The organism is Bradyrhizobium sp. RD5-C2 (assembly GCF_019972155.1).
In the GTDB taxonomy this organism is placed as follows: Bacteria; Pseudomonadota; Alphaproteobacteria; order Rhizobiales; family Xanthobacteraceae; genus Bradyrhizobium.
This window is the reverse complement of record NZ_BOVL01000022.1, coordinates 181,840-193,807: the sequence shown is the minus strand read 5'-3', so window position 1 is coordinate 193,807 and position 11,968 is coordinate 181,840. Positions and strand designations below refer to the sequence as shown.

Here is an 11,968-nt window from a genome sequence, read left to right as displayed (position 1 = left end):
TGCTTTCACGTCATCCGAATTGCCAATCCCCGTACGGCCGTCGCTGGTTGCCCGAAAGCCTCACCGTGGTATCGTCGATGCCAATCGGCCATTGAGACCGAAATTCGTGGAGGGGACCATGCGGAGCGTGCAAGCGCTGGCCGTCGCGGTGTTGTCTGTGCTGACCATCAGCGACGTTTCACGCGCAGCCGAACCGAAATCCGGCGGCATCTTCAGGATCTATCACCGCGACAGCCCCGGCAGCGCCTCGATCCACGAGGGCGCGACCTATTCGGTGAACATTCCGTTCATGCCGATCTTCAACAACCTCGTCATCTTCGACCAGCATATCGCGCAGAACAGCGCCGACACGATCCGGCCCGAGCTTGCGGAGAGCTGGGCCTGGAGCGGCGACAACAAGACGCTGACCTTCAAGCTGCGCAAGGACGTGAAGTGGCACGACGGCAAGCCGTTCACCGCGGCCGACGTCAAATGCACCTTCGACATGCTGATGGGCAAGTCGCAGCAGAAGTTCCGGCAGAACCCGCGCAAGTCCTGGTACGACCAGGTCGACGAGGTCACCACCAACGGCGACTACGAAGCGTCGTTCAGGCTGAAGCGGCCGCAACCCGCGCTCCTGTCGCTGCTCGCCTCGGGGTATTCGCCGGTCTATCCCTGCCATGTGTCGCCGGCGGAGATGCGCACCAAGCCCGTCGGCACCGGCCCCTTCAAGTTCGTCGAGTTCAAGGCCAACGAATCGATCAAGCTGACCAAGAACCCGGATTACTTCAAGAAGGGCCTGCCCTATCTCGACGGCATCGAGTTCACCATCATCACTAACCGCTCGACCGCGATCCTCGGCTTCGTGTCGGGCAAGTTCGACATGACGTTCCCGACCGAGGTCTCGATCCCGCTGCTGAAGGACGTCAAGTCGCAGGACCCCAAGGCGGTCTGCGTGGTGGAACCGAATAACGTCTCCACCAACATCATCATCAATTCGAGCGCACCGCCATTCGACAATCTCGACATCCGCCGCGCGCTGGCGCTGGCGCTCGACCGGAAAGCCTTCATCCAGATCATGTTCGAGGGCCAGGGCGACATCGGCGGCACCATGGAGCCGGCGCCGGACGGCTTGTGGGCGATGCCGAAGGAGATGCTGGAGCAGATCCCCGGATACGGTCCCGACATCGAGAAGAACCGCGAGGAAGCCCGCAAGCTGATGCAGAAGGCGGGCTATGGCCCGGACAAGCATCTGCAGATCAAGGTGTCGACCCGCAACATTGCGGTGTACCGCGATCCCGCCATCATCCTGATCGACCAGATCAAGAGCATCTATATCGACGCCGAACTTGACGTCGTCGACACCGCGCAGTGGTTCCCGAAGATCGCACGCAAGGACTATTCGCTCGGCCTCAACCTCACCGGCAACGCCGTCGACGAGCCCGACCAGTCCTTCTACGAGAACTATGCCTGCGGCTCGGAGCGCAACTACACCAACTATTGCAACAAGGACATCGAGAAGCTGTTCGACCAGCAGTCCGAGGAAACCAACCTCGACAAGCGCAAGAAGCTGGTCTGGGAGATCGACAAGAAGCTGCAGGAAGACGTCGCGCGACCGATCATCTTCCATGCCCGGACCGGCACCTGCTGGAAGCCGTACGTGAAGAATGTCACGATCATGTCCAACAGCTCCTATAACGGCTATCGGTACGAAGACGTCTGGCTGGACAAGTAGTCTAAGACCGGGCGAGATCAGGGAGAGAGCCAGGGTGTTTGCCTATATCGTGCGGCGGCTGTTCCTGATGCTCGTGACCCTGTTCGGGATCTCGGTCATCATCTTCGTGCTGCTGCGCGTCGTTCCGGGCAACATCGTCGACATCCTGTTCGACGCCGCGGGCTTCGTCGATCCCGCCGACAAGGCCAATCTCGAGCGCGAGCTCGGCCTCAGCCAGCCGATCGTGATCCAGTATCTGCACTGGATCGGCGGCCTGCTGCACGGCGACCTCGGCTATTCCTATGTCTCCGAAAAGCCGGCGCTCGAGGAGATCCTGCCGCGGATTCCGATCACCGCGCGGCTGGCGGGGCTGGCGCTGTTGTTCTCGGCCTCGATCGGCATTCCACTCGGGGTCATCAGCGCCGTGCACCAGGGCTCGAAGCTCGACTATGCGCTGCGCGTCGTCAGCCTGAGTGGTCTGTCGCTGCCGTCATTCTGGCTCGGCCTGTTGATCCTGATGGCCTCGGTCTCGCTGTTCGGCACCATGCCGATCTTCAATCCGAACCCGAAGACATGGCTCGAGGCGCTGACCATCTATGCGGTGCCGGCGATGGCGGTCGGCTTCCGCAGCGCGGCGCTGACCATGCGCATCACCCGCTCCTCGATGCTGGAGATCCTGCGCCAGGACTACATCCGCACCGCGCGTGCCAAGGGCGCCTCCGAGGCCTCCGTGAACTATCACCACGCGCTGAAGAACGCCGTGCTGCCGGTCATCACCGTGATCGGCATCGAGGCCGCGTTCCTGATCGGCGGGCTTATCGTCACAGAGACCGTGTTCAACATCCCCGGCATCGCCCGCTTCCTGGTCGAGGCGCTGCGCTGGCGCGACTACCCGATCGTTCAGAACCTCGTGATGTTCATCGCAGTCGTCGTCGTGGTCGTGAATTTCATCGTCGATATGCTCTATGCGGCGATCGACCCACGTATCCGGTTCGGAGACTGAGCACGTGGCAACGATTAATTTCGAGAGCGAACTGCGCCGCGCCGGGGCCAACGCCACCGGCGGCTGGGGGCGGTTTGCGTTCCTCGCGCAGCGCCATGTGCTCGGCACCATCGGCCTGATCATCATGCTGCTGTTTCTGCTGACCGCGATCTTTGCCGATCTGATCAGCCGCTACGATCCGCTCACCGTCGATTCCGCGCACCGGCTGGCCGCGCCCTCCATGCTGCACTGGTTCGGCACCGATTCGTTCGGCCGCGACGTCTGGAGCCGCATCGTCCATGGCGCACGGATCTCGCTTGCGGTCGGCATCGGCTCCACGACCTTGGGCGCCACGCTCGGCGTCATCGTAGGTCTCACCTCCGGCTATCTCTCCGGCTGGGTCGACCTGGTGTTCCAGCGGGTGACCGACATCCTGCAATCGCTGCCGCTCTTGGTGCTCGCGCTCGTGATGACCGCGGCGCTCGGCCCGTCGCTGCCGAACGTGATCCTTGCGATCGCCATTCCCTTGATCCCGACGGTCGCCCGCGTGATCCGCGCCAACACGCTGGCGCTGCGCGAACAGCCGTTCGTGGAAGCCGCCAAATCGATCGGCATGAGCGAGACGCGCATCGCGCTGCGCCACGTATTGCCCAACACGATCGCGCCGCTGATCGTGCTGGCCACCGCGCAACTCGGCTCGACCATCCTGACCGAGGCCTCGCTGTCGTTTCTTGGCCTCGGAATCCCCGAGCCCTATCCGTCCTGGGGCCGCATGCTGTCGGAATCCGCCGCTGAATATGTCCGCACCGCGCCGTGGCTGGTGATCTTCCCCGGCATTGCGATCAGTCTCGCGGTGTTTGGCACCAATCTGTTCGGCGACGCACTGCGCGACATCCTCGATCCGAGGCAGCGCGGCTGATGAGCGAGGCTGTTCCGGCAGAGACGGTTCTCGACGTGAAGAACCTGCAGACGGTGTTCTTCACCAATTCCGGCCTGTTCCGCGCGGTCGACGACGTCTCGTTCTCGGTCCGCCGCGGCGAGACGCTCGCGATCGTCGGCGAATCCGGCTGCGGCAAGAGCGTCAGCGCGCTCTCGATCATGCGCTTGGTGCCCGATCCGCCCGGCCGCATCGTCGGCGGCTCGGTGACACTCGAGGGTACTGACCTCCTGAAGCTCGACGATGCCGCGATGCGCGCCGTCAGGGGCAACCGCATCTCGATGATCTTCCAGGAGCCGATGACCTCGCTCAATCCGGTGATGCGGATCGGCGACCAGATCACCGAGGCGGTGCGCCTGCATCGGAAGATGAGCAGCAAGGAGGCGTGGGCGCAGGCGGTCGACATGCTGCGGCTGGTGCGCATGCCCGAGCCGGAGCGTCGCGCGCAGGAATATCCGCATCAGCTCTCCGGCGGCATGCGCCAGCGCGCCATGATCGCAATGGCGCTGGCGTGCCGGCCGGCGCTCCTGATCGCGGACGAGCCGACCACGGCGCTCGACGTCACCATCCAGGCGCAGATTCTGGCGCTGATCGTCGATCTGCAGCAGCGGCTCGGCACCGGGCTGATCCTGATCACCCATGACCTCGGCGTCGTCGCCCAAACCGCGCAGCGCGTGATCGTGATGTATGCCGGCAAGAAGGTTGAGGAGGCGACCGTCGAGTCCCTGTTCGAGACGCCGCTGCATCCGTATACGCGCGGGCTGATGGCCTCGATGCCGGCGGTGATCGCGCTCGGCGCGAAGACCGATGCGCGGCTGACCGAAATTCCCGGTATGGTGCCGTCGCTGACCAATCTGCCGCCGGGCTGCGCTTTCGCGCCGCGCTGCAAGCTCGCGGTCGACCGCTGTCGTCAGGAATATCCGCCGCTCGACGAGGTCAAGAGCAATCACTGGGCGGCGTGCTGGCGCGCCGGCGAGATGGTGGGGGCGTCATGACCGAGCAACGCCCGCTCCTCGAAGTCACCGATCTCGTCAAGCATTACGCGGTGCGCGGCGGCGTGCTGCGCCGGCAGGTCGGCACCGTGCATGCGGTCGACGGCGTCAGCTTTTCGCTCGGCGCCGGCGAGACGCTCGGACTGGTCGGCGAATCCGGCTGCGGCAAATCGACGGTGGCGCGCACCGTGCTGCGGCTGGTCGAGCCGACCAGCGGCGCGATCAAGCTGGACGGCGAGGACATCGCGCTGCTGAGCAAGACCGCGCTGCGACCGTATCGCCGCTCGATGCAGATCGTGTTCCAGGATCCGTTCGCCTCGCTCAACCCGCGCATGACAGCCGGCGATATCGTCGGTGAACCATTGACCGTGCACGGCATCGCAACCGGCGCGAAGAAGCAGGAGCGTGTCGCCGAGTTGTTCCAGCAGGTCGGTCTGCGGCCCGACCAGATGAAGAATTTTCCGCATCAATTCTCCGGCGGTCAGCGCCAGCGCATCTGCATTGCGCGTGCGCTGTCGCTCGGCCCGCGGCTGATCGTCTGCGACGAGCCGGTCTCCGCGCTCGACGTCTCGATCCAGGCGCAGGTGATCAACCTGTTGATCGACCTGCAGCGCAAGCAGAACTTCTCCTACCTGTTCATCGCGCACGATCTCGCGGTCGTCGCCCACATCAGCCATCGCGTGGCGGTGATGTATCTCGGTCGTATTGTCGAGATTGCCGACAAGCACGAGCTGTTCGCCAATCCGCGCCACCCTTATACGCAGGCGCTGCTCGCCTCGGTGCCGATCGCCAACCCCAAGGCCAGGCGGCTCACGCCGCTGATCGACGGCGATGTGCCGAGCCCGATCAACCCACCCTCGGGCTGCGCCTTCCACACCCGCTGCCGCTACGCGATGGATCGCTGCAGGACCGAGCGCCCGGCGCTGCAGGCGGCTGGCACGGCGCATCAGGTTGCGTGCTGGCTGAATGACGGCACGGGAAGGAGTCAATAGCTCAGCGTCGTCCCGGCGAAGGCCGGGACGACGGCCGTTATGCCGCCGCCTCGATCTCCACCACGATCTTCCCCGTCGTCACCTGCTCTCCCTCGGCGACGTCGATCGACGACACCGTGCCCGCGACGCCCGCGGTATGCACGTGCTCCATCTTCATCGCCTCCAGCGTCATCACCGGCTGGCCGGCCGCGACCTTGTCGCCCGCCTTCACCAGCACCGCGACGACCCGGCCGTTCATGGCGGCACGAACTTTGCCGTCACCACCGGCAGCCGTAGCACTCTCCGGCGGCGCGAGGGTGAAATCGCGCGCCGACAGTGTGACGCCGCGATGCAGGATATAGAGCCGATCGCCGTCGCGCAGGAACCTGGCCTGCTCCATCAGGCCATCATGGTGGAAGCGGATGCTATCTTGGTCCAGCTCATCGATCGCGAAGCTGAAGCGGTCGCCATTGCGGGTCGCGAGGTAGCTGCCGTCGCGCTCGCGAAATATCTCGATCTCCTGCACGCCGTGACCGAGATCGATCCGCAGTCCGAGCGGGAATGTCGCCGACAGCGAGCGACCGCGCTGCCATGGCGGCGCGTGCGGATTGGTGACATAGAGCAGCAGCGCCGCGAGCGCGAGGTCGCTGCCGCGATCGGGCCGCGGCGCCAGCAGCACATCGCGGTTGTTGCCGATGAAAGCCGTGGTCGCCTCGCCCTCGGCAAAGACCGGATGACGCAGGCAGTCGATCAGGAAACCCTGATTGGTGGTGACGCCGAAGGCCGTGACCTGCTCCAGCGTGCAGATCAGTCTGCCGCGCGCCTCGTCGCGGGTCGCGCCGTGGCTGATCACCTTGGCGATCATCGAGTCATAGAATGGCGGAATCTCCGAGCCGGATCGCAGCGCGTGCTCGACGCGGATGCCATCAGGCATCTGCCATCGCGCCATCGTGCCGGATTGCGGCCTGAAGTCATGCCCGGCATCCTCCGAGCAGAGCCGCACCTCGATGGCGTGACCTGAGAAGGTGATGTCCTCCTGCCTCAAGCCGAGCGGTTCTCCTCTCGCAATACGAATCTGCAATTCGACCAGATCGAGCCCGGTGATCGCCTCGGTGACGGGATGCTCGACCTGCAGCCGCGTGTTCATCTCCATGAAATAGAAATTGCCGGCGCGATCGAGCAGGAACTCCAGCGTGCCCGCGCCCTCATAGCCGATCGCCTTGACCGCCTGGACTGCGACCGCACCCATCCGTGCACGCAGCTCCGGCGTCACCGCCGGCGACGGGGCTTCCTCAATCAGCTTCTGGTGCCGCCGCTGGACCGAGCAATCGCGTTCGCCGAGATGGACCGCGTTGCCATAGCGATCGCCGAACACCTGGATCTCGATGTGGCGGGGATCGACGATGGCGCGCTCGAGGATGACGGTGGGATCGCCGAACGCACCCTGCGCCTCTGACCGCGCACTGCGCAGCGCATCCGGAAATGCCGCGGCATCCGCCACCAGCCGCATGCCGCGGCCGCCTCCGCCGGCGACCGCCTTGATCATGACCGGAAAACCAATTGCCTTGGCTTCCGTCAGCATCGCACCGTCGCTCTGGTCGGCGCCTTGATAGCCGGGTACGCAGGGCACCCCGGCCTTTAGCATGATCTCCTTGGCGCCGGCCTTGTTGCCCATCGCCAGGATCGCCTCCGGCGACGGACCGATGAACACCAGCCCCGCGTCACGGCAGGCCTGTGCAAAGTCCTCGTTCTCGGCGAGGAAGCCGTAGCCGGGATGCACCGCGCCGGCGCCGCTCGCCTTGGCGGCCGCGATGATCGCGTCGATCTTCAGATAGGATTGCGCGGGCAGCGCCTCGCCGATCCGCACCGCCTGATCGGCCTCGCGCACATGCAGCGCGTCGCGGTCGGCATCGGAGTAGACCGCGACCACGCCATAGCCGAGCCGCCGCGCCGTATGCATGATGCGCAGCGCGATCTCGCCGCGGTTGGCGATCAGGATCTTGAAGAACGATGTCCGCTTCACGATGGTACCGCTCATGGCCGTGCCACCGAGAACTGCATGCGCTGCGGGTTGCGTGCCTCGGCCTCGCGGCAGATCGCCAGCACCTCTGACAGCACCGTCCGCGTATCGCGCGGATCGATCACGCCGTCGTCGAGCACCCGGGCGCTGGTCGAGAACACGTCCATCTGGCCGTCGAACACACCGGTGATCTGCGCCTTCATCGCGTCGAGCTTCTCCTTCTCGATCGGCTTGCCGCGCCGCGCGGCCGCCGCCTCGGTGACGATCGCCATAGTTTCGGCAGCCTGCTCGCCGCCCATCACCGCGGTCTTGGCGTTCGGCCAGGAGAAGCAGAAGCGCGGATGGAAGCCGCGGCCGCACATGCCGTAATTGCCGGCGCCGAACGAGGCGCCGCAATACAGCGTGATCTGCGGCACCGTCGCCGAGGTCACGGCCTGGATCATCTTCGATCCGTGCTTGATCATGCCGGCCTCTTCATAAGCGCGGCCGACCATGTAGCCGGTGGTGTTGTTCATGTAGAGGATCGGCGTGCGCGACTGGCAGCAAGCCTGGATGAAATGGGTCGCCTTGTTGGCGCCGGGCACATCGAGCGGCCCGTTGTTGGTGATGATGCCGATAGCCTGCCCTTCGATACGGGCATGGCCGCAGACCGTCGCCGGGCCGTAATTGGCGCCGAACTCGGTGAAGTCGGAATCGTCGATGAAGCGCGCGATCGCCTGGCGCATGTCGACCGGTCGTTTGTGATCCATCGGCATGATGCCGAGCAGTTCCTCAGCGTCATAGCGCGGCGGCTTCACCGCAGCGGATTCCGGCGTCGGCCGATCCCATGGCAGCTTGGCCATGATGTCGCGCGCGATGCGCAGCGCATCGCGGTCATCCTCGGCGAGATAATCGCCAAGGCCGGAGATCTGGGTGTGCATCTCGGCGCCGCCGAGCTCCTCCTCGGTCGCGATCTCACCGGTGGCGGCCTTGAGCAAGGGCGGCCCGGCAAGGAAGGCGCGGGTACGGCCACGCACCATCACGATGTAGTCGGAGAGCCCGGTCTGGTAGGCACCGCCCGCGGTTGACGAGCCGTGCGTCACGGTGACGACGGGAAGCCCTGCCGCCGACAGCCGCGCCAGATTGCGGAAGATGTTGCCGCCGCGGACGAAATCCTCGACGCGGTAGCGCAGCAGGTTGGCGCCGGCGCTTTCGACCAGCTGCACATAAGGCAGCTTGTTCTCCAGCGCGAGCTCCTGCACCCGCAGCGTCTTGTCGAGGCCGTAAGGTTGCAGCGCACCGGCGTCGATGCCGGCATCATTGGCGCTGACCATGCAGCGAATGCCGGAGACGAAGCCAATGCCGGCGACCAGCCCGCCGCCGGGCACGCTCTTGTCCGCGTCCGGCACATCGAACATGTAGCCGGCGAGCGTGGACAGCTCGAGGAACGGCGAGCCGGGATCGAGCACCAGCGCGACGCGCTCGCGCGGCAGCAGTTGGCCGCGCTTGTGGAAGCGGTCCTTGGCCGCGGCCGATGCCGCGCGCGTGCGCTCCTCCAGCCCCCGCATCCGGGCGATCAGCGCCAGCATGCCGTCGCGATTACCCTGGAACGCGGCGCTGCCGGTGGAAATCGTGCTCTCGATGATGGCCACTAGGCGCGCTCCACAAAATACTCGCTGTACTGCTGCCGCAGCTCGACCTTGCGCAGCTTTCCGGTCGCGGTCATCGGCATCTCCTCGAGGATACGCACCAGCTTCGGCACCTGGAAGCCGCCGAGATGCTTTCTGCAATGCGCCTCGATGCCGGCCTCGTCGGCCACCGCGCCGGGCTTCAGCTTGACGAAAGCTGACACCGCCTCGCCCCATTGCGGATGCGGCAGGCCGACCACGGCGGCATTCTGCACGGCAGGGTGCGCCAGCAGCGCCTCCTCGATCTTGACGGAAGCGACGTTCTCGCCGCCCGACTTGATCATGTCCTTCTTGCGATCGAGGAACAACACCTCGCCATTGCCGTCGATCAAGGCGAGATCGCCGGTATGGTGCCAGCCGAACTTGCGCGCCTCCTCGGTCGACTTGGGGTCCTTGTAATAGCCCATCATCACGTTGGGCCCGCGATGCACCAGCTCGCCGATCTCGCCGCGCGGCAGCAGGTTGCCGTTATCGTCCATGATCGCGGTCTCGTTGACGATCAGCGATTCGCCCCAGTAATTGCCGAAGCGCTCGAGCTGCACCTCCGGCCGCGACATCGTCGTCGCCGGGTACATCTCGGTCTGGCCGCTGGTCAGCACGAAGTTCGGACACATATCCGCCATCGCGCGTTCGAGCAGCGGCTTGCCCATCGGCGCCATGGTGTAGATGCAGCAGCGCAGGCCCGTGAGATCGTATTCGCGGCGGCGCGGATGATCGAGGATTGCCTGGTACATCAGCGACAGGCCGACGAACACCGTCAACCGGTCGCGTACGATCGCCTCCATGCAGACGACCGGATCGAAGCCGCGCATCAGCGCCATGCGGCCGCCGACCGAGAGATAGCTGAGCAGCAGCACGTGGCCGGCACAGTGAAACAGCGGAAACTGCCCGGTGATGCCGTCATCGCGCGAGAGCTGCATCTCGATGCAGTTGCTCATCACGGCCATGACCACGGCGAGATGGCAATGCATCGCGCCCTTCGGCCGCGACGTGGTACCCGACGTATAGATGATCATCGCGAGATCGCGGTCGTTGATCTCGATGTCGGGCTCGACGTCGGATTGTCCTTCCAGCAGGCCGTTGAACTCCGGCAATCCGGTCTTGCCGGCATTGCCGGTCAGGTCGATCGCGATCATCTCCATGCCGCGCGCTTCCAGCGCGGCGCGCCGGTCGGCCTGGGCATGGAGATTGTCGTCGATGACGGCAAAACGGACCTCGGCGTGGCCGAGGATGTAGTCCATGTCCGCCGGGCCGAGCATGGTGTTGATCGGTACCCAGACCAGGCCGGCGCGGTGGATGCCGAACAGCGCTTTGACGAACTCGACCGAGTTGTTGCAGATCGTCGAGATCTTCTCGCCCGGCTTCAACCCGCGCTGCACCAGATGATTGGCGAAGCGATTGGCGTCGCGCTCGAGCTCGGTGAAGGTGACTTGCCTAGTGCCATCGGTCAGCGCGACGCGATCCGGAAACCGCCGCGCGGCGCGCTTGAGGAGGTCGCCGATCGCGACCCGCCCGATGCGGCCCGGCCCGGTGACGCCGCCGGTTGCTGCGAGATTGTGCATAGCTCGTTACTCCCCGCTGTCATTCCGGGGCAGCCCGCAGGGCTGAGCCCGGAATCCATACTCACGATCGTGGTTATGGATTCCGGGCTCGCGCTGCGCGCGCCCCGGAATGACGTCAGTGCCTGACCCCAAAGATCTGCCGCGCTTCCGCGGGGCTCGCGATCTCGCGGCCGGCGCGCCGCGCGCAGGCGGCGAGCCCTTCGACGAGCTGCCCGTTCGACGTCACCTTGGTGCCGTCGCCGAGATAGAACGTGTCTTCCAACCCGCTGCGCAGATGGCCGCCGAGATCGGCGGCGCGCTGGTGCAGCGGCCAGATCTCGGCGCGGCCGATCGCGGTGACCTGCCAATGCGCATCCGGCGCCTTCAGCTTGAGCAGGATCGGCAACAGCTCCGGATCGGCCGGCATGCCCGAGGCGACACCCATGACGAAATTGTATTCGAGCGGGCCGGAATACATTCCGGTCTGCCGGTACATCCCGACGCAGCGCACGATGCCGACGTCGAAGCACTCGAATTCGGGAATGGTGCCGGCGACCTTCATCACGTCGAGATAATCCTGCACCTTCTCGACCGCGTTATCGAACATCATCGGCGGCCAGGCCCAGGTGTTGTCGGCCTTGACCTTCAGATAATTCAGCGAGCCTGCATTGCAGGCCGCGATCTCGGGTTTTGTCTCGCGCACGCAGTCGAGCGCGCCCTGGTAGTGCGGACCGGAGGTGCCGGTGGTGTGGTTGATGATCACGCCGGGGCAGGCCTCGCGGATAGCCTGCTGGATCTCCTTGCTGACGCCGACCTCCCATGACGGCAGGTGGCCCTTGTTCGGCTCCTGCTGGCGCAGATGGATGTGCATGATGCTGGCGCCGGCGTTGAACGCGGCCTTGGCTTCGCGCGCCATCTCTTCCGGCGTCACCGGAACATTGTGCTGCTTCGGGTCGGTAAGCACGCCGTTCAGCGCGCAGGTGATGACGGCCTTGTCGCTCATGAGTCTCTCGTCCGGGTTGCGGCGCACCTGCGCGGTTGATTTTGCCATGATGAGAAATTTGTCTGTGCGCCATCTTGCGTTGACTGGCTAAGTGGATGCGCTCACGACGGAATCCGCCGTCAGCCGGTTAACACAAGACGCGACGCCCACGCGGCGCATAGG

Annotated in this window: 9 protein-coding genes; 5 read left to right on the top strand and 4 right to left on the bottom strand. The window is 65.1% G+C overall.

The genetic code is table 11. The features are described 5' to 3' along the window. Positions 1 to 118 precede the first annotated feature (118 nt). The 5 genes from BraRD5C2_RS29675 to BraRD5C2_RS29655 are packed head-to-tail and all read left to right on the top strand — an operon-like array spanning position 119 to position 5,596. Positions 119 to 1,714 (top strand): ABC transporter substrate-binding protein, encoded by a 1,596-nt coding sequence (locus BraRD5C2_RS29675; protein WP_223974657.1) that lies wholly within the window; start codon positions 119 to 121, stop codon positions 1,712 to 1,714. 34 nt (positions 1,715 to 1,748) lie between these two features. Next, a complete protein-coding gene (locus BraRD5C2_RS29670; protein WP_074129975.1) occupies positions 1,749 to 2,696 on the top strand; it encodes an ABC transporter permease in 948 nt (315 codons plus the stop codon). Positions 2,697 to 2,700: 4 nt separating this feature from the next. Continuing rightward, positions 2,701 to 3,594 (top strand): ABC transporter permease, encoded by an 894-nt coding sequence (locus BraRD5C2_RS29665; protein WP_223974656.1) that lies wholly within the window; start codon positions 2,701 to 2,703, stop codon positions 3,592 to 3,594. Beyond that, positions 3,594 to 4,607 carry an ABC transporter ATP-binding protein gene (locus BraRD5C2_RS29660; protein ID WP_223974655.1) on the top strand — a complete coding sequence of 338 codons (1,014 nt, stop codon included), beginning with the start codon at positions 3,594 to 3,596 and terminating at the stop codon, positions 4,605 to 4,607. The genes BraRD5C2_RS29665 and BraRD5C2_RS29660 overlap by 1 nt, the downstream gene beginning before the upstream one ends. After that, positions 4,604 to 5,596: an ABC transporter ATP-binding protein gene (locus BraRD5C2_RS29655; protein ID WP_223974654.1), complete on the top strand. Its 993-nt coding sequence runs from the start codon at positions 4,604 to 4,606 to the stop codon at positions 5,594 to 5,596. Before BraRD5C2_RS29660 ends, BraRD5C2_RS29655 begins: the two co-directional genes overlap by 4 nt. 37 nt (positions 5,597 to 5,633) lie before the next feature. Here BraRD5C2_RS29655 and BraRD5C2_RS29650 read toward each other — a convergent pair whose 3' ends face one another. The 4 genes from BraRD5C2_RS29650 to BraRD5C2_RS29635 form a co-directional block, all read right to left on the bottom strand. Further along, complete coding sequence (locus BraRD5C2_RS29650; RefSeq protein WP_223974652.1) at positions 5,634 to 7,613, bottom strand: acetyl/propionyl/methylcrotonyl-CoA carboxylase subunit alpha; 1,980 nt, start codon at positions 7,611 to 7,613, stop codon at positions 5,634 to 5,636. After that, on the bottom strand, positions 7,610 to 9,226 hold the full coding sequence (locus tag BraRD5C2_RS29645; RefSeq protein ID WP_223974650.1) for an acyl-CoA carboxylase subunit beta: 1,617 nt from the start codon (positions 9,224 to 9,226) through the stop codon (positions 7,610 to 7,612). The genes BraRD5C2_RS29650 and BraRD5C2_RS29645 overlap by 4 nt, the downstream gene beginning before the upstream one ends. Then, positions 9,226 to 10,824, bottom strand: coding sequence for an AMP-binding protein (locus tag BraRD5C2_RS29640; protein ID WP_223974648.1), 1,599 nt, complete (start codon positions 10,822 to 10,824; stop codon positions 9,226 to 9,228). The genes BraRD5C2_RS29645 and BraRD5C2_RS29640 overlap by 1 nt, the downstream gene beginning before the upstream one ends. Before the next feature lie 115 nt (positions 10,825 to 10,939). Continuing rightward, complete coding sequence (locus tag BraRD5C2_RS29635) at positions 10,940 to 11,806, bottom strand: beta-keto acid cleavage family enzyme (RefSeq protein WP_223974646.1); 867 nt, start codon at positions 11,804 to 11,806, stop codon at positions 10,940 to 10,942. Between the last annotated feature and the right edge of the window lie 162 nt (positions 11,807 to 11,968).

Coding starts and splice junctions, on each gene's coding strand:
- BraRD5C2_RS29655 (WP_223974654.1), top strand. CDS start 4,604: ATGACCGAGCAACGCCCGCTCCTCGAAGTCACCGATCTCGTCAAGCAT.
- BraRD5C2_RS29650 (WP_223974652.1), bottom strand. CDS start 7,613: ATGAGCGGTACCATCGTGAAGCGGACATCGTTCTTCAAGATCCTGATC.
- BraRD5C2_RS29660 (WP_223974655.1), top strand. CDS start 3,594: ATGAGCGAGGCTGTTCCGGCAGAGACGGTTCTCGACGTGAAGAACCTG.
- BraRD5C2_RS29675 (WP_223974657.1), top strand. CDS start 119: ATGCGGAGCGTGCAAGCGCTGGCCGTCGCGGTGTTGTCTGTGCTGACC.
- BraRD5C2_RS29640 (WP_223974648.1), bottom strand. CDS start 10,824: ATGCACAATCTCGCAGCAACCGGCGGCGTCACCGGGCCGGGCCGCATC.
- BraRD5C2_RS29635 (WP_223974646.1), bottom strand. CDS start 11,806: ATGAGCGACAAGGCCGTCATCACCTGCGCGCTGAACGGCGTGCTTACC.